The organism is Streptomyces sp. NBC_00443 (genome assembly GCF_036014175.1).
In the GTDB taxonomy this organism is placed as follows: domain Bacteria; phylum Actinomycetota; class Actinomycetes; order Streptomycetales; family Streptomycetaceae; genus Streptomyces.
In genome coordinates this window covers 6,070,540-6,087,668 of sequence record NZ_CP107917.1, presented here as the reverse complement: position 1 = coordinate 6,087,668, position 17,129 = coordinate 6,070,540, and the positions used below count along the sequence as shown (strand labels likewise).

The 17,129-nt window shown below is 68.7% G+C and carries 14 protein-coding genes, 2 tRNA genes and 1 pseudogene; 4 read left to right on the top strand and 13 right to left on the bottom strand.

The window, feature by feature from the left end; translation table 11 throughout:
- Positions 1 to 159: 159 nt before the first annotated feature.
- Positions 160 to 2,784: a valine--tRNA ligase gene (locus tag OHO27_RS27585; RefSeq protein WP_328427659.1), complete on the bottom strand. Its 2,625-nt coding sequence runs from the start codon at positions 2,782 to 2,784 to the stop codon at positions 160 to 162.
- Between the two features lie 136 nt (positions 2,785 to 2,920).
- Between OHO27_RS27585 and OHO27_RS27580 the strand changes: the two genes are divergently transcribed.
- Complete coding sequence (locus OHO27_RS27580; protein WP_328427658.1) at positions 2,921 to 3,913, top strand: hypothetical protein; 993 nt, start codon at positions 2,921 to 2,923, stop codon at positions 3,911 to 3,913.
- Positions 3,914 to 3,990: 77 nt separating this feature from the next.
- Here OHO27_RS27580 and clpX read toward each other — a convergent pair whose 3' ends face one another.
- The 5 genes from clpX to OHO27_RS27555 all read right to left on the bottom strand — a co-directional run bounded on the left by clpX (position 3,991) and on the right by OHO27_RS27555 (position 8,832).
- Entirely contained in the window at positions 3,991 to 5,274 is a 1,284-nt protein-coding gene (gene clpX / locus OHO27_RS27575) for an ATP-dependent Clp protease ATP-binding subunit ClpX (protein ID WP_328427657.1), read from the bottom strand.
- Positions 5,275 to 5,454: 180 nt separating this feature from the next.
- Positions 5,455 to 6,135, bottom strand: a complete 681-nt coding sequence (locus tag OHO27_RS27570; RefSeq protein ID WP_328427656.1) for an ATP-dependent Clp protease proteolytic subunit — start codon at positions 6,133 to 6,135, stop codon at positions 5,455 to 5,457.
- A gap of 70 nt (positions 6,136 to 6,205) precedes the next feature.
- On the bottom strand, positions 6,206 to 6,811 hold the full coding sequence (locus OHO27_RS27565) for an ATP-dependent Clp protease proteolytic subunit (RefSeq protein WP_328430572.1): 606 nt from the start codon (positions 6,809 to 6,811) through the stop codon (positions 6,206 to 6,208).
- A gap of 343 nt (positions 6,812 to 7,154) precedes the next feature.
- On the bottom strand, positions 7,155 to 8,549 hold the full coding sequence (gene tig, locus OHO27_RS27560) for a trigger factor (RefSeq protein WP_328427655.1): 1,395 nt from the start codon (positions 8,547 to 8,549) through the stop codon (positions 7,155 to 7,157).
- Positions 8,550 to 8,755: 206 nt separating this feature from the next.
- Positions 8,756 to 8,832: transfer RNA gene (locus OHO27_RS27555), tRNA-Pro, on the bottom strand.
- 130 nt (positions 8,833 to 8,962) lie between these two features.
- Here OHO27_RS27555 and OHO27_RS27550 point away from each other — a divergent pair.
- Positions 8,963 to 9,036 (top strand) — tRNA-Gly (locus OHO27_RS27550).
- Positions 9,037 to 9,042: 6 nt separating this feature from the next.
- On the opposite strand, the gene OHO27_RS27545 is transcribed toward OHO27_RS27550, so the two are convergent.
- From OHO27_RS27545 to OHO27_RS27535, 3 genes are all read right to left on the bottom strand, one after another.
- Positions 9,043 to 9,312: a hypothetical protein gene (locus OHO27_RS27545; RefSeq protein ID WP_328427654.1), complete on the bottom strand. Its 270-nt coding sequence runs from the start codon at positions 9,310 to 9,312 to the stop codon at positions 9,043 to 9,045.
- 239 nt (positions 9,313 to 9,551) lie between these two features.
- Positions 9,552 to 10,088 carry a hypothetical protein gene (locus OHO27_RS27540; protein ID WP_328427653.1) on the bottom strand — a complete coding sequence of 179 codons (537 nt, stop codon included), beginning with the start codon at positions 10,086 to 10,088 and terminating at the stop codon, positions 9,552 to 9,554.
- Between the two features lie 121 nt (positions 10,089 to 10,209).
- Complete coding sequence (locus OHO27_RS27535) at positions 10,210 to 10,404, bottom strand: hypothetical protein (RefSeq protein WP_004001285.1); 195 nt, start codon at positions 10,402 to 10,404, stop codon at positions 10,210 to 10,212.
- A gap of 612 nt (positions 10,405 to 11,016) precedes the next feature.
- On the opposite strand from OHO27_RS27535, the gene OHO27_RS27530 reads away from it, so the two are divergent.
- The gene (locus tag OHO27_RS27530) at positions 11,017 to 12,147 is read left to right on the top strand and encodes an acyltransferase family protein (RefSeq protein ID WP_328427652.1); all 1,131 of its coding nucleotides are present in this window, start codon (positions 11,017 to 11,019) and stop codon (positions 12,145 to 12,147) included.
- Between the two features lie 42 nt (positions 12,148 to 12,189).
- Here the strand turns inward: OHO27_RS27530 and OHO27_RS27525 are convergent, their stop codons facing one another.
- Both OHO27_RS27525 and OHO27_RS27520 read right to left on the bottom strand, forming a co-directional pair.
- Positions 12,190 to 12,654: an HD domain-containing protein gene (locus tag OHO27_RS27525; protein ID WP_328427651.1), complete on the bottom strand. Its 465-nt coding sequence runs from the start codon at positions 12,652 to 12,654 to the stop codon at positions 12,190 to 12,192.
- Between the two features lie 59 nt (positions 12,655 to 12,713).
- Entirely contained in the window at positions 12,714 to 13,895 is a 1,182-nt protein-coding gene (locus tag OHO27_RS27520; RefSeq protein ID WP_328427650.1) for a PP2C family protein-serine/threonine phosphatase, read from the bottom strand.
- A gap of 162 nt (positions 13,896 to 14,057) precedes the next feature.
- On the opposite strand from OHO27_RS27520, the gene OHO27_RS27515 reads away from it, so the two are divergent.
- Positions 14,058 to 15,329 carry a GNAT family N-acetyltransferase gene (locus OHO27_RS27515; protein WP_328427649.1) on the top strand — a complete coding sequence of 424 codons (1,272 nt, stop codon included), beginning with the start codon at positions 14,058 to 14,060 and terminating at the stop codon, positions 15,327 to 15,329.
- Between the two features lie 50 nt (positions 15,330 to 15,379).
- Here OHO27_RS27515 and OHO27_RS27510 read toward each other — a convergent pair whose 3' ends face one another.
- Together OHO27_RS27510 and OHO27_RS27505 are read right to left on the bottom strand one after the other, a co-directional pair.
- Positions 15,380 to 16,189 (bottom strand): Fpg/Nei family DNA glycosylase, encoded by an 810-nt coding sequence (locus OHO27_RS27510; protein ID WP_328427648.1) that lies wholly within the window; start codon positions 16,187 to 16,189, stop codon positions 15,380 to 15,382.
- Positions 16,190 to 16,556: 367 nt separating this feature from the next.
- Positions 16,557 to 17,041: pseudogene (locus tag OHO27_RS27505) on the bottom strand (ribose-5-phosphate isomerase).
- Between the last annotated feature and the right edge of the window lie 88 nt (positions 17,042 to 17,129).

Genomic DNA, 17,129 nt, shown 5'->3' with positions numbered 1-17,129 from the left:
AGTGGGGTGCGTGGTGCTGCGTAGCGGGTGCGGGTGCGTGATGGCTGGTCGCGCCCACGCGGTGGAGCCGCACATCGATACAGCCCCGCGCCCCCAGGAGAGTCTGCGAAGGCCCCCGGAGCCAAGAAGCTCCGGGGGCCTTCCTCGACGTACGAACACCTACGCCTGCGGCAGCCGATCCAGCTGCGCGGCGATCCGCGCGATGTCCTCCTCCGCCTTCGCCAGGCGGCCGCGGATCTTGTCCACGACGTTGTCCGGCGCCTTCGCGAGGAAGGCCTCGTTGCCGAGCTTGGCGTTCGCCTGGGCCTTCTCCTTCTCGGCCGCCGCGAGGTCCTTCGCCAGGCGCTTGCGCTCGGCCGCGACGTCGATCACGCCGGAGAGGTCGAGCGCGACCTCCGCGCCCGCGACCGGCAGGGTCGCCGTGGCCGTGAAGGACTCGCCCTCCGGCTGGAGGCGGAGCAGCTGGCGGATGGCCGGCTCGTGCGGGGCGAGGGCCGTGCCGTCCAGGGTCAGGCGGGCCGGGACGCGCTGGCCCGGCTGGAGGCCCTGGTCGGCGCGGAAGCGGCGGACCTCAGTGGTGACCTGCTGGAGAACGGCGATCTCCTGCTCGGCCGGGGCGTCACGGAAGCCGCTGTCCTTCGGCCACTCGGCGATCACGATCGACTCGCCGCCCGTCAGCGTGGTCCACAGCGTCTCCGTGACGAACGGGACCACCGGGTGCAGCAGCTTGAGGGTGACGTCGAGGACCTCGCCGAGGACGCGCTTGGAGACCTCTGCCGCCTCGCCGCCCGCCTGGAACGTCGTCTTCGACAACTCGACGTACCAGTCGAAGACCTCGTCCCACGCGAAGTGGAAGAGCGCGTCGGACAGCTTCGCGAACTGGAAGTCCTCGTAGAACGCGTCGACTTCGGCGACGACGGAGTTCAGGCGGGACAGGATCCAGCGGTCCGTCGACGACATCGCCGACGGCTCCGGCAGCGGGCCGTCGACCGTGGCGCCGTTCATCAGCGCGAAACGGGTGGCGTTCCAGATCTTGTTGGCGAAGTTCCGGGAGCCCTGGACCCAGTCCTCGCCGATCGGGACGTCGACGCCCGGGTTGGCGCCGCGGGCCAGGGTGAAGCGGAGCGCGTCGCTGCCGTACTTGTCCATCCAGTCCAGCGGATTGACCGCGTTGCCGAAGGACTTCGACATCTTCTTGCCGAACTGGTCGCGGACCATGCCGTGCAGGGCGATGGTGTGGAACGGCGGGGTGCCGTCCATCGCGTACAGGCCGAACATCATCATCCGGGCGACCCAGAAGAAGAGGATGTCGTAGCCGGTGACCAGGACGGAGTTCGGGTAGAACTTCGCTAGCGAATCGGTCTGTTCGGGCCAGCCGAGGGTGGAGAAGGGCCACAGGCCGGAGGAGAACCAGGTGTCGAGGACGTCGGTGTCCTGGTGCCAGCCCTCGCCGGTCGGGACCTCGTCGTCGGGGCCGACGCAGACGACCTCGCCGTCCGGGCCGTACCAGACCGGGATGCGGTGACCCCACCACAACTGCCGCGAGATGCACCAGTCGTGGAGGTTGTCGACCCAGTCGAAGTACCGCTTCTCCATCTCCTGCGGATGGATCTTGACCTTGCCGTCACGGACCGCGTCACCGGCGGCCTTGGCGAGCGGGCCGACCTTGACCCACCACTGCATGGACAGCCGCGGCTCGATGGTGGTCTTGCAGCGCGAGCAGTGGCCGACGGAGTGGACGTACGGCCGCTTCTCGGCGACGATCCGGCCCTCGGCGCGCAGCGCGGCGACGATGGCCGAGCGGGCCTCCAGGCGGTCCAGGCCCTCGAAGGGGCCGTGGGCCGTGATGACGGCGTGCTCGTCCATCACCGTGAGGGACGGCAGGTCGTGACGCCGGCCGATCTCGAAGTCGTTCGGGTCGTGGGCCGGGGTGACCTTGACGGCACCCGTGCCGAACTCGGGGTCGACGTGCTCGTCGGCGACGACGGGGATACGGCGGCCGGTGAGCGGCAGCTCGATGTCGCGGCCGAGGAGGTGGCGGTACCGCGCGTCATCGGGGTGGACGGCGACCGCGGTGTCGCCGAGCATCGTCTCGGCGCGGGTCGTCGCCACGACGATGGCGTCATCGCCGTCGCCGTACCGGATGGAGACGAGTTCGCCGTCGTCGTCCTGGTACTCGACCTCGATGTCCGAGATGGCCGTCAGACAGCGCGGGCACCAGTTGATGATGCGCTCGGCGCGGTAGATCAGCTCGTCGTCGTAGAGGCGCTTGAAGATGGTCTGGACGGCCTTGGACAGCCCCTCGTCCATGGTGAACCGCTCGCGCGACCAGGCGACGCCGTCGCCGAGGCGGCGCATCTGGCCGCTGATCTGCCCGCCGGACTCGCCCTTCCACTGCCAGACGCGCTCGACGAAGGCCTCACGCCCGAGGTCGTGCCGGGACTTGCCTTCCTTCCCCAGCTCGCGCTCGACGACGTTCTGCGTGGCGATGCCGGCATGGTCCATGCCGGGCTGCCACAGCGTCTCGTAACCCTGCATGCGCTTACGACGCGTCAGGGCGTCGATGAGGGTGTGCTCGAAGGCGTGCCCGAGGTGCAGGCTGCCCGTGACGTTCGGCGGCGGGATGACGACGGTGTACGGCGGCTTGTCGCTCTTCGCGTCCGCCTCGAAGTAACCCCGCTCCACCCAGCGCTCGTACAGCGGCCCCTCTACGTCGGCCGGCGCGTACTGGGTCGGCAGTTCGGTGTCGGGCGCTGGTGGCTGCTGCTGAGCGTTCTCGGTCACCCGCTCAGTTTAGGGGTGTCGCGGGCCTGTCCCGAAACGCGTTTGTTCTGTAACGGTGGGCACCCCGATGCCATGCGTTGCCTGAGTCTGAGCCAGGATGTCAGGAACACATAAGCATCTGGAGGGGAACCCAGAAATGAGCTACAACCAGCCGGGCCCGTACGGCGGGCAGCCCCAGCAGCCCGGTCCGTACGGCGGGCAGCCTCAGCAGCCCGGTCCCTACGGCCAGCAGCCGCAGGCGCCCCAGCCCGGCTACGGCTACCCCCAGCAGGCCCCGCCGGCGCAGCCCCAGCCTGGTTACGGCTACCCGCAGCAGCCCCCGGGCGTCCCGCCCCAGCAGCCGAACCCCTACGGCCAGCAGCCCCAGTACGGACAGCAGCCGCCCCAGTACGGCATGCCGCACCCGCCGGCCCCGGGTGGCGGCGGCAAGAAAGCGGGCCTGATCATCGGCGCGGTGGCCGTCGTGGTCGCGATCGGCGTGGGGGCGTACTTCGTGCTGGGCGGTAGCAGCGGCGGCGGCGCGGGCAACCTCGAGGACGACGGGGCGCACAAGCTGGCTACGCCGGCGACGGTGCTCAGTGAGTACAAGCGGGTCGGTGAAAGCAACCAGTCCTCCGACGCCGACACCGTGAAGGACATGGAGAAGAGCGGCGTCAAGAACGGGACGGTCGTCGTCGGGAGTTGGTCCACCGCCGACTTCAGCAACTACGACCCACAGGACCCCAGCACCATTCCTGATCAGGCGGAGTTGCTCGCCGCCAAGGGCGTCACGATGGTGGGCGGTTACGGAGAGATCGCGGACCCCCAGTCGACCCTGGACAAGTTCTTCGCCTCCATCCAGAAGGAGGTCAAGGAGAGCTCTTCGGATGACTCGCCCACCATGCGGAACGCCGAGCTGGTGGGCGAGCCCGAGGAGGTCGAGATCGACGGCGCGGTTGCCAAGTGCCAGTCGACCAAGGCCACCAACGCACTCACCAAGAGGCAGTCCATCGACTGGTTCTGCGCCTGGGCCGACTACAGCACGGTCGCCATGGTCTCGCCCGGTGACAACACCGGCACGGGCGTCGGCAAGGACACCGCCGTCGACCTCACCAGCAAGCTGCGCCAGGAAGTCCGCGAAAAGGCCTGACGCCGCACGCGCCGACTACGAAGGGGCCCGGTCTCTCGACCGGGGCCCCTTCGTACGTCTGCGGTACTGCGGTGCGGCTACGCCGACTTCTGCTCGCCCGGTCCGCGGCGCGCCTCTCGCGGGATCAGCGTCGGGTTCACGTTCGACTGGACGACCTCGGCCGTGATGACGACCCGGGCGACGTCCTTGCGGGACGGCACCTCGTACATCACCGACATCAGGACCTCCTCCATGATGGCGCGCAGGCCGCGCGCGCCGGTCTGGCGGAGGATGGCCTGGTCGGCGATGGCCTCCAGGGCCTCGCGCTCGAAGTCGAGTTCCACGCCGTCGAGTTCGAAGAGGCGCTGGTACTGCTTGACGAGGGCGTTGCGCGGCTCGACCAGGATCTGGAGGAGCGCCTCGCGGTCCAGGTTGTGGACCGAGGTGATGACGGGAAGGCGGCCGATGAACTCGGGGATCATGCCGAACTTGACCAGGTCCTCCGGCATGACGTCCTCGAACTGGTCCTTGGCCTCCAGCTCACGCTTGGAGCGGATCGTCGCGCCGAAGCCGATGCCCTTGGCGCCGGCCCGGGACTCGATGAGCTTCTCCAGGCCGGCGAACGCGCCGCCCACGATGAACAGGACGTTCGTCGTGTCGATCTGGATGAACTCCTGGTGCGGGTGCTTACGGCCGCCCTGCGGCGGGACCGAGGCCGTGGTGCCCTCAAGGATCTTCAGCAGGGCCTGCTGGACACCCTCGCCGGACACGTCACGCGTGATCGAGGGGTTTTCGCTCTTCCGGGCGACCTTGTCGATCTCGTCGATGTAGATGATCCCGGTCTCGGCCTTCTTGACGTCGTAGTCGGCCGCCTGGATCAGCTTCAGCAGGATGTTCTCGACGTCCTCGCCGACGTACCCGGCCTCCGTCAGCGCCGTCGCGTCCGCGATGGCGAAGGGGACGTTCAGCATGCGGGCCAGGGTCTGGGCGAGCAGCGTCTTCCCGGAGCCCGTGGGTCCCAGCAGCAGGATGTTGGACTTCGCCAACTCGATGGCGTCCTCGCGGCTTTGACCGCCGCCGTTCTCGCCGGCCTGCACGCGCTTGTAGTGGTTGTAGACGGCGACGGAGAGCGCCTTCTTGGCTGGTTCCTGGCCGACCACATAGCCCTCGAGGAACTCGTAGATCTCGCGCGGCTTGGGCAGTTCCTCCCAGCGGACCTCACTGGTCTCCGCGAGCTCTTCCTCGATGATCTCGTTGCAGAGATCGATGCACTCGTCGCAGATATACACACCAGGGCCTGCGATGAGCTTCTTGACCTGCTTCTGGCTCTTGCCGCAGAACGAGCACTTGAGCAGATCGCCGCCGTCACCGATGCGTGCCACGGTGTGCTTCCCCTTCGCCTGGGAGACGACTGGACGATTTCGAATCCAGCGGCTCCTGGTGCTGCCTTATGTCGACGGTACCTTGCCTGGCCCCCCGTTCGGGCCCCCCTTGGCGCGGTTCACTTTGACGTGCACCGTCCCAAACCATGCCAAGGGGCAGCAGACACTACCGGGTCCGCGTCAGCTAACGTCCGCGTTGTTCATCTTCCGGGTGGAGATGATCTGGTCGATCAGCCCGTACGACAGCGCGTCCTCGGCCGTGAGGATCTTGTCGCGCTCGATGTCCTCGCGGATCTTCTCGAGCGGCGTGGTGGAGTGCTTGGCCAGCATGTCCTCCAGCTGCGAGCGCATCCGCAGGATCTCGTTCGCGGCGATCTCCAGGTCGGAGACCTGACCGCGGCCGGTCTCGCTGTACGGCTGGTGGATCAGCACACGGGCGTTCGGCAGCGCCATGCGCTTGCCGGGCGTGCCTGCGGCCAGCAGGACGGCCGCGGCGGAGGCCGCCTGGCCCATGCAGACCGTCTGGACGTCCGGCTTCACGAACTGCATCGTGTCGTAGATGGCCGTGAGCGCGGTGAAGGAGCCGCCCGGGCTGTTGATGTAGACCGAGATGTCCCGGTCGGGGTCCATCGACTCCAGGCACAGCAGCTGCGCCATGACGTCATTGGCGGAGGCGTCGTCGATCTGCACGCCGAGGAAGATCACGCGCTCCTCGAAGAGCTTCGCGTACGGGTCGTACTCGCGGATGCCCTGCGAGGTGCGCTCCACGAACCGCGGGATGACGTAGCGGGACTCGGCGGCGGGACCCGTGTACTCGGCGCGTGTGCGGTCGTACAGGCCGCTGCCGGGGAAGTCGTTCACTGTCTGTCTCCTAGGGGCTTGGGCGGTCGGCTGGGGGCGCTGCGGGGGTGTGTGTGCCCCGCGGTGGGGCTCAGGCCCCGGTGCCGCCGCCGCCCGGCATACCGGCGGCCGTGGGCATCACGTCGTCGATGAGGCCGTACTCCTTGGCCTCGAAGGCGTCGAACCAGCGGTCGCGGTCCGAGTCGCGGGTGATCTGCTCGATCGACTGGCCCGTGTGCTGTGACGTGAGCTCGGCCATGCGCTTCTTCGTGTGCAGCAGCCGCTCGGCGTGGATCTTGATGTCGGAGGCCGAGCCCGCCAGGCCCGCGGAGGGCTGGTGGATCAGGATCTCGGCGTTCGGCAGGGCGAAGCGCTTGCCCGGGGTACCCGCGCTGAGCAGGAACTGTCCCATCGAGGCGGCGAGGCCCATGGCGATGGTCACCACGTCGTTCTTGATGTACTGCATGGTGTCGTAGATCGCCATGCCGGCCGTGATCGAACCGCCGGGGCTGTTGATGTACAGGAAGATGTCCTTGTCCGGTTCGGCGGCAAGGAGCAGCAGCTGCGCAGTGATCTTGTTGGCGATGTCGTCGTCGACCGGCTGGCCGAGGAAGATGATCCGCTCGCCGAGCAGCCGGTTGTAGACCTGGTCACCGAGGCCACCGCCGATGGAGGGCTCGCCGGCGGCGGAGGGCATCAGATTCGTCACGTATCCACCTGCTCGTCTTACGACGGCGCCGGGCCGTCTTACGTGTTCTGCGGGCAACGGGGGCTTCCCTGCCCTCATACTCATGGACCCTAACGCGGTGGCCCTGTGCTGCAATCCCGGTTCCGCGGGTGTTCGCTGTGAGCGCATGCGCTCCGCCGGGTGGGCCGAATTTCTCCCCACAGCTTCGGCTGACAGTGGGCGGCTACCGGTCGCGGGTGCTGGTCCCGCCGTTCCCCGCGCACCTTGGGGGACGTTGCCCGGCCGTAGCTGAAGAAGGGCCCTGGGGGTGCACCCCCAGGGCCCTTCCTACGGCCTACAAGGCTCCGTGGGCTCAGCCCTCGGACTTCTCCTCGGCGGCCTCGTCAGCGGTGCCCTCGGCGGCTTCCACCGTCTCGGTGGCCTGCTCGGTCTCGTCCTCGTCGTCCAGGTCGATGACCTCGCCGTTGGTGTCCTTGACCACGGCCTTCTCGACCACGACGGCCAGGGCCTTGCCGCGGGCGACCTCGCCGACCAGGAGCGGAACCTGGCCGCCCTCGACGACCGCCTGGGCGAACTGGTCGGGGGACATGCCGGAGGAGGCGGCGCGGCGCATGAGGTGCTCGGTGAGCTCCTCCTGGTTGACGTTCAGCTTCTCCTGCTTGACGAGCTCGTCGAGGACGAACTGCGTCTTGATGCCCTTGACCGCGGCTTCCTTGGTCTCGGCGTCGAACTCCTCGACCGTCTTGCCCTGGATCTCGAGGTACTTCTCGAGGTCGAGACCCATCTGGCCGAGCTGGTGGTGCTCGAGGTTGTGCTTACGGGTGTTGATCTCGTCCTCGAGGAGCTTCTCGGGGACGGGCACCTCGACGAGCTCCAGCAGCTTCTCCAGGACGCGCTCCTGGGCCTGCGTGGCCTGGTCGTACTGCTTCATGTTCTCGAGGCGCTTGCGGCTGTCGGCCTTGAGCTCGTCCAGGGTGTCGAACTCGGAGGCGAGCTGCGCGAACTCGTCGTCCAGCTCGGGCAGTTCGCGGGCGGCGACCTGGGTGACCTTGACGGTGACCTCGGCCTCCTTGCCGGCCGCCGAGCCGCCCTTGAGCTCGGAGGCGAAGGTGGCTTCCGCACCGGCCTCGAGGCCCTTCACGGCGTCGTCGATGCCCTCCAGCAGCTCACCGGAGCCGATGGTGTAGGAGACGCCCTCGGCGACGCCGTCCTCCAGGACCTCGTCGTCGACCTTGGCCTGCAGGTCGATCGTGACGACGTCGCCGTCCTCGGCGGCACGCTCGACCGGAGAGGTGGAAGCGAAGCGCTCGCGGAGCTGCTCGACCGACTTCTCGATGTCCTCGTCGGTGACCTCGACCGCGTCGACCTCGACCTCGATGCCGGAGTAGTCCGGGATCTCGATGGTCGGGCGGATGTCGACCTCGGCGGTGAAGTTCAGCGTCTCGCCGTCCTTCAGCTCGGTGATGTCGACCTCGGGCTGGCCCAGGACGTTGAGGTCGGCCTCGTTGACCGCCTCGGTGTAGAACTTCGGCAGCGCGTCGTTGACGGCTTCCTCCAGCACGGCGCCACGGCCGAACCGCTGATCGATGACGCGGGCCGGGATCTTGCCCTTGCGGAAGCCCTTCACCGTGACCTGCTGGTTGATCTTCTTGTACGCCGCGTCGAGGCTGTCCTTGAGCTCCTCGAAGGGCACCTCGACAGTGAGCCGAACCCGAGTCGGGTTCAGGGTCTCCACGGCGCTCTTCACGGTTCGGTCTCCTTGTGGCTGACTTCTTGGGTTCTGCCGGGACCAGACTGGTCCGGCGGATTTCGCCGCCCGGGAGGACTTCATCAGATGGAGAGACACACGGGCGTGCAGCTTGCATAGTAACGGCAGCGGCGACACGCCCCAAAGGCGATCACTGGACGCGATCACACGAGGTCGTCACACATGTGGCCGGTCTTGACCGGTCCTGGTCGGGGTGGCGGGATTTGAACCCACGGCCTTCCGCTCCCAAAGCGGACGCGCTACCAAGCTGCGCCACACCCCGTGCTGGTGCGACACGTAGGGTACATGCCCCCAGGCAGCGCGGCCGCCGCATTAACGGGGTGTGCGGTGCGGGGTGCCGACCCGCTACGATGCCTTTGTGCCGCGGTCACCTAACCTGCGGCGCGTCGCGTGCGGGCGTAGCTCAATGGTAGAGCCCTAGTCTTCCAAACTAGCTACGCGGGTTCGATTCCCGTCGCCCGCTCCATACGGCTCAGGGCCAGGTCAGAGGATGATTCCTCCGCCTGGCCCTGATCGTTTCAGCCGCCCGGCCGGAGATCGCGTACGTCCACGGGGTAGACCGAACGGGTGCCGTACGGACGTAGGGGGCGTCGCCGACGAGGACCGGTGGGGCGGAGATGCCGCCGCTGGTGAGCGGGAAGCAGAGAGTGCCGCGCCGGAGGACCGGGGTGGAGCCCTCGGGCTGGGCCTTGGACAGCCGTACGGTCGTCAGGACGGCCGAGGGCGCGTTGAGCAAGGTCATCGTGCGGTGCCTGCCACCCGTGCCGAGCCGCATCGGGGCGGGCCCAGGTGTTGCCGCCGTCGGCCAGGGCGAACCGGGCCGCCATGACCTCGTCGCCCGCGCACACCAGCGACGCACCTGAGGCGATACAGCGGCTGAAGGGACCGGCCGGGGCCGATGGCTCCTTGCCGACGCCCGGGTCGTTCGACTTTTTGTGCCAGGCCTGCCAGCCCAGCGGCAGGTCGGCCGGAGCGGAGTCGTCATCCGTCACTGCGACGGTGGTGACGGCGCGGGGCGCGGCGCCCAACGCGACGGCCGGCCACAGGTGTCTGCGGCGGCTGGGCGCTGGTACGGGTGAGGTCTCCTCGTCCGCCTGCGTCGGCTCCGGGATGCGGCCGTCGCGCAGCAGCCCCAGCAACTCGTCCGGTGCAGGGCGGGACTTGGGGTGGAAGGGTGGTGTGCCCTTCCCCACTCCCGACTTTCGTGGCGCCGAAGTCGATGGCGCGGGGACCGTCCTCGACGACATTGGCCGGTTTCAGGTCCCGGTGGGCCATCCCCGCGCGATGCCCGGGATGTAGAGCGAGGCCATCCAGGGCGCGGCGCGGCGCGTCGGCGTCGGCGTGCGCGTCCACGACGGGAGCGGTGAAGGCGCCGCTGACCTGGCGGAGGGTGCGGAACTCGTCGTCGGTGTACTGCGCGTGCACGGCCTTGAGGGCGAGGCGGCGGTCGGAGGCGGAGCGGGACAGGTCGCCCCCCCATGCCGCCGGAGCCGAGACGGTCCTCGATGCGGTAGCCATCCACCTCGGCTGGTCCGTCTCGCGCGCGGCCATCCCGTACGCCGCCCCGTTCGACGATCTCTAACGAGGGTACCCGTACCGTTCCGGGCCGCCCCACGGGCCCCGGAGCCGCCTGACGGACCTAGAACTGGATCGAGTTGATGGTCTCCGCTATCGAGTTGAGGAACCGCTGGATGTCGTCGGCCATGCCTGTCGAGGCGAGGAAGAAGCCGAACAGCACGGCGACGACGGCGGGGCCGGCCTTCAGGGATCCGCCACGGATCAGCACCACCAAGACGATCGCCAACAGCAACACCACTGACAGCGAAATGGCCACAACAGATCACACCCTCGGTCGGTCCGCTCTCCCGGCCCGGGGATGCAACCCCGCGCACCCCCGCCAGAACCATCGTGCCACCAACCGGGCCCCGCTATGCGGCACGTGACGTTTCGTTCGCCACACCTGTGCCGGATCTGTGCGGGTGGGCCGGACGCGGTCACCTCTCGCGTTGCGCCGGTACAGCAATTCGAGGGAACACCGGCGGAGAGAATTCGACGGGTTCGTTTCCATCGGCACACAACGTGTTCGCCGGCAATTCGAATTGTGAGTGAGTTGATCATTCCATCGGAGTCGGCTCCTGGCCATATGCACCTTTTAGTCGGGATGAATCCGGACAAGGAGGGTGTCCAACAGGTGTCTGCCAGGTGCATGTTCGTTGTACACGCGAGTTCGAACGCAATAACCGGGAACGACCTCGCAGGTTTTACGAAATCCCATAGGCGACGCTAGGGTGCCTCAGATGTTCCATGCTGCCTCGTCCCCCGCATGCGCAGCGAGGGCCTGGATCGACTCCCCCGGCTTCCGGTGGGAGGGTCTGTGAACAACTCGCTGCGACCGCACGGCCACAACAGAGCGCCACTCCCCCCGGCAGAGTCGTCGGCGGACGGAGTGCCGAGTCCGCGCTCGCCGCAGAACAAGAAGGCTCAGGCGGACAACAGACCCGCGTCCGGCGGTGCCAAGCAGCGCGACGCGTTCTTCGACAACGCCAAGTACCTGGCGATCGTGCTCGTCGCCATAGGCCACGCCTGGGAGCCGATCAAGGGCGACAGCCGCATCCTGGAGGCCGTGTACACCGTCGTGTACACCTTCCACATGCCGGCGTTCATCATCATCTCCGGCTTCTTCTCGCGCAGTTTCGACGCGAGTCCCAACCGGCTGAAGCGGCTGATCACCGGTGTCGCCGTGCCGTACATCCTCTTCGAGACGGCGTACCCGCTCTTCAAGCGCTGGATCGACGACGACCCCAGCCAGGACATCAGCCTGCTGGACCCGTGGTACCTGACGTGGTTCCTGTGTGCGCTGTTCATCTGGCGGATGACCACCCCCATCTGGAAGATGGTGCGCTGGCCGCTGCCGATCGCGCTTGGCCTCGCCATGGCGGGGACCGTCACTCCGGAGATCGGCGACGACCTGGATCTGCAGCGGGTTCTGCAGTTCCTGCCGTACTTCGTGCTGGGCCTGATCATGAAGTCCGAGCACTTCCACATGGTGCGCACGCGCACGGTGCGGATCCTGTCCGTGCCGGTGGGCGCGGTCGCGCTGGCCTTCGCCTGGTGGGCGGTGCCGCGGATGAACACCGCGTGGTTCTACCACCGGGACGCCGCGCAGGAGCTGGACGCGCCGTGGTGGAGCGGGCCGGTCATGGTGCTGGCGATGTTCGGCTGCTCGCTGCTGCTGACGGCCTGCTTCTTCGCGTGGGTGCCGCGCCGGCACATGTGGTTCACGGCGCTCGGCGCGGGCACGCTGTACGGCTACCTGCTGCACGGCTTCGTGGTGAAGGCCGGTGACTACCAGGGCTGGTTCGAGCACGCCTGGCTGCAGCGGCCGCTCGGCGAGATCTTCGTCACCGTGCTCGCGGCCGTCGGCGTGACTCTGTTGTGCACCGCGCCCGTGCAGCGGATGTTCCGGTTCGCGATGGAGCCGAAGATGGAGTGGGCGTTCAAGCGGGATGCCGCGGAGGTGGCTCGGGAGCGGGAGAAGCGGGAAAGGTCCGCCTCGCGCGAGAAGGTCAACGCCTGAGTCGACTCCCGACCGGGTCCATCGGGGTTTCGCCGTGGGACATCAGTCGGCTTTCAGACCGAGAAGTGCGCGCATCCGTGCGTACTTCTCGGTCAGTCGTTTGCGGGTCGGTTCGTCGAGGTCGGCGAGGCGGTTCGGGTCGGCATTGTGGGCCAGGTCTGCCTGCTTCACGAGCAGGGCGCCCGGGGTTTCGAGGATGCGGGCGGCGTAGGTCTCGGGGGGCTCTCCGGGGCGCTTGGTGAGCGCCAGCACGATCGCTTTGGTGCGCGGGCTCAGAGGGGCCTGTGCCAGCCACTGGCCGGACAGGGCGTCGTCCTCCACGGCGTCGTGCAGCCAGGCTGCGGCGATCTGGTCCTCGTCGCCGCCGCGTGTACGGACGCCTTCGGCCACGGCTGCGAGGTGCTCGCTGTAGGGGCGTCCGGCCTTGTCGGTCTGGGACGCGTGGGCGGTTCGGGCGATGTCCTCGACGGCGGCCAGGGACAGCGGGGTTCGGGAGGTCTCGGTCACGCGTCCAGTGTCCCGCCCCCGCCGCCCCTGCCCTTCCCGTCCTCCAGGGGCTCCGCCGGTCAGCGAGGTGTTCCCTGGGTCGTTGGGCCCTCTCGGCAGATCAGGAGGAGGGCTCGGTCGTCGTTGACGTCCTTGGCCACCGCTTCGATCAGGTGCCAGGCTGCGCCGTGGAAGCCGCCGGCGACGTAGCGGTCGGCTTCGCCGGTGAGGCGGTCGATGCCCTCGACGATGTCTCGTTCCGATGTCTCGACGAGTCCGTCCGTGAAGAGCATCAGTACGTCTCCGGGGCGCAGGGAGCCCTTCACGGGGTCGAACTGGGCCCCGTCGTACACGCCGAGGAGGGGGCCCTCGGCGGCCTTCTCCTCCCAGCGGCCGCTGCCCGCGCTGAGCTGGAGGCCCGGGGGGTGGCCCGCGGAGTAGAGCTCGTAGTCGCCCGAGTCCAGGTCGAGGACCAGGTGGATCGATGTGGCGAAGCCCTCGTCCCAGTCCTGGCGGAGCAGATAGCCGTTGGCCGCCGGGAGGAACGCGTGTGGGGGCAGGCTGCCGAGCAGGCCGCCGAAGGCTCCTGAGAGGAGCAGGGCTCGGGAGGCCGCGTCCATGCCCTTGCCCGAGACGTCCGTCAGGACGACCTCCAGGGTGCGGCCGCCGTTCGTGCGGGCCGCGACCACGAAGTCGCCGGAGAAGGACTGGCCGCCTGCCGGGCGCAGGGCCATCTCGCGATGCCAACCGTGCGGCAGCTGCGGCAGCTTGCTCTGGACGCGGATGCGTTCGCGCAGGTCGAAGAGCATCGTGCCGCCGCGCCGCCAGGGCACGCCCACACGGCTGCGGAACTGCGCGATGAGCAGGCCGAAGAAGCCGCACGCCGCCACGACCAGGACCACGCCCGGGGTGACGCGGGACGGGCCCTCCGTGTACGGGCCCAGCTGAACCGACTCGACGATGAGGGCCGTGGCCGCCGCCGCGTACAGGCCCAGCAGGCTCGCCGGGCGCAGCAGCAGTCCGCCCGCGACGATGGGGAGCACCAGCGCGGCAGGCGAGAACCACACCGGGTTGGCCATCGTCACGGCGCAGATCAGCGGGACCGTCAGCAGCAGGCCGGCCAGCGCGATCCAGTCGGAGCCGTCACCGCGGAAGTAGTCCACGGCGCTTCTGCGCACGCCGACGCGGGCCCGGTGCCACTGCATCTTCAACCGGGCCGTGAACGTCTCGGCCACCGTGCGCCGCTCTCGTCCTGCTGCCATTAGTTCGGGACCCTATCCATCGGACCAGCTGCTTGGCACGGGAGGTCCCGCTTGTCCCCCGTCCGAGGTTCGACTTCACAGTGAACTTCACGGAAAGCCGCCTTGCGGCCGGCACCGAGAAATTCCCTCGCTCGTCCTGCAATGCCCTGGTAGGCATGTTTCATGGCGAAAGACAGTGCGAGCTACATCGGACGTCCGGACCCCGCCGGCCCCGAGCTGCGGGTGCTACGGCAGGACGAATGGGGCATCTGGTACGACAGCCTGATCCGCGCCTTCAGCGGAGTACCGGAGGCGGCCGAGGAGCGGGAGTTGTGGGACTCCCTCACCGAGGTCGACCGTTCCCTTGGCGCCTGGGACGGGGACGCGTGCGTGGGGACGGCCGGCGCGTTCAGCTTCCGGCTCACGGTGCCCGGTGGGGCCGCCGTGCCCGCCGCCGGCGTCACGATGGTCAGCGTCGCCGCCACGCACCGCAGGCGCGGCGTGCTTACGTCGATGATGCGCCGGCAGCTGGACGACGTACGTGACTGGGGCTGGCCGGTGGCGGTGCTGACCGCCTCCGAGCCGGAGATCTACGGCCGGTTCGGCTACGGCATCGGCACCTACCAGGTGAGCGCCGAGATCGACACCGCGCGCGTGCGGCTGTCCGTGCCGCCCGGCACCGACGACGTACGGCTGCGCTACGCCGTACCGGCCGACGTCCTCGACGCATGCGAGGCGGTGTACGCGCGCAAGGTGTCGGGTCGGCCGGGGATGCTCGCGCGGCTGCCCGGCTGGGAGCGGCTCGGGCTGCTCGACCCGGAGAGCGACCGGGAGGGCGCGTCGCCGCTGCAGTGCGTGCTGGCGGAGCAGGACGGCGAGGTCGTCGGGTACGCGCGTTTCCGCGTCAAGCCGGAGTGGGACGGCAACGGCCCCTGTGGTGCCGTGCAACTGCGGGATGTTCAGGCCTTGACTCCTGCGGCTGAGGCCGCGCTGTGGCGGTTCCTGTTCGGCATCGACCTGACGTCCAAGGTGACGGTGCGGTCACGTCCGACGGATGAGGCGTGGCAGCACCAGGTGTCGGACCTCCGGCGGTGCGGGGTACGGGTGAAGGACGCCCTGCACGTACGGCTGGTGGATGTCGGGGCCGCGCTGGCGGCGAGGACGTATCAGGCGCCGGTGGACGTCGTGTTCGAGGTCGAGGACGCCTTCTGTCCCTGGAACGCGGGGCGTTGGCGGCTGATGGGGGATGCCAAGGGTGCGTCGTGCGAGCGTACGACGGACGCCGCCGATCTCTCCCTGTCCGTACGGGAGTTGGGGGCTGCCTATCTCGGCGGGGTGAGCCTGGGGGCGCTGGGTGCCGCCGGGCGCGTGCGGGAGGTGCGGCAGGGGGCGTTGGCGGAGGCGTCCGTGGGGTTCGCCTCCACGGTGGCTCCGTGGTTGCCGCACGGGTTCTGACGCAGGTTCTGAGCAGGTTCTGACGTAGGTTCTGACGTAGCGTCAAACAGCTACGGGGTCTGGCAGTTCGGGCACCAGAAAAGGTTGCGGGCTGCCATGTCTGCGGTGCGGATCTCGCTGGCGCAGATGTGACAGGGCAGGTTTGCACGGCGGTAGACGTAGACCTCGCCGCCGTGGTCGTCGACGCGGGGCGGGCGGCCCATCGCCTCCGGGGTGTGCTCGGGGCGGACGGTGTCGATGCGGTTGTTGCGGACACCCTCGCGCATGAGGTCGACGAGGTCCGTCCAGATGGCGTCCCACTGTGCGGGGGTGATGTCCTTGCCCGCGCGGTACGGGTCGACGCGGTGCCGGAAGAGGACCTCGGCGCGGTAGACGTTGCCGACGCCTGCGATGACCTTCTGGTCCATGAGCAGGGCGGCGATGGTCGTACGGCTGCGGGAGATTCTGCTGTAGGCGGTGTGCGGGTTCGCGTCGGCGCGCAGGGGGTCCGGGCCCAGGCGGTCGTGTATCGCCTGCTTCTCCGTGTGCGTGATCAGGGCGCAGGTGGTGGGGCCGCGGAGGTCGACGTATGCGGTGGTGTTCGCGAGGCGCAGGCGGACGGTGTCCGTGGGTGGGGGTGCGGGGGCGGCGCCGAAGTTGACCTTGCCGAAGAGGCCGAGGTGGATGTGGATCCAGTCGGTGTCGCGGAAGGCGAGGAAGAGGTGCTTGCCGTGGGCCTCGGTGTGGGTGAGTTCCGCGCGGTTCAGGAGGGCTGCGGCGTCCGAGAACTTGCCCTGGGGGCTGGTGACATGGGGGGTGGTGCCGAGGAATGCGGTGGCGTAGTCCTGGGCCAGACGGTGGATGGTGTGGCCCTCGGGCACGGCGGCTCCTTGGTCTTGTGGGGGCCTTGCGGTGGGGGTGCCTTGCGGTGGGGGTGCGGCAGGGTTTTCTCGCCCCCGCCGCACCTACCCTTCCCGTCCTTGCAGGGGCGCTGCCCCTTCGACCCCGGCCCTGGGGGCTGCCGCCCCCAGACCCCCGCTTCGGCCTGAACGGCCTCGTCCTCAGACGCCGGACGGGCTGAAAATACCGGGACCGGCGCCGAGCAGCGGAGCCACCTGCGGGTGGGTGGGGGCTCGGGATGGCGCGGCCTCGTCCTCAGACGCCGGACGGGCTGGAATGCCCGGACCGGCGTCGAAAGGACCGCCGGTAAGCGTGCGCAGCCCCCAGCGGATGGCGGGCTGGTCGGCGCTACTGCTGCGGGTGGTGCGGCGGGATCGGGGGAGGTCGCCTGTCGTTTCGTAGGCGGCGAGCATTTCGATGCGGCGGGTGTGGCGGTCCTCGCCCGAGTACGGGGTGTTGAGGAAGGTCTCGACCAACTTGGTCGCCTCGTCCTGGGTGTGCATGCGTGCGCCCACGGCGACGACGTTGGCGTTGTTGTGCTGGCGGCCGAGGGAGGCCGTCTCCTCGCTCCAGGCCAGTGCCGCGCGGACGCCCTTGACCTTGTTGGCGGCGATCTGCTCGCCGTTGCCCGAGCCGCCGATCACGATGCCGAGGGCGTCGGGGTCCGCGGCCGCCTTCTCCGCAGCACGGAGGCAGAAGGGCGGGTAGTCGTCCTGGGCGTCGTAGATGTGGGGGCCGCAGTCCACCGGGTCGTGACCGGCCGCCTTGAGCCAGTCGACGAGGTGGTTCTTGAGTTCGAAGCCCGCATGGTCGGAGCCGAGATACACGCGCATGGAATGAGTGTGACACGGCTGACACGGGGCAGCAGCGCCGGGTGTCAATCGCGTTAATTGTGACGCAGGCCATGGAAGCTCAAGGAAA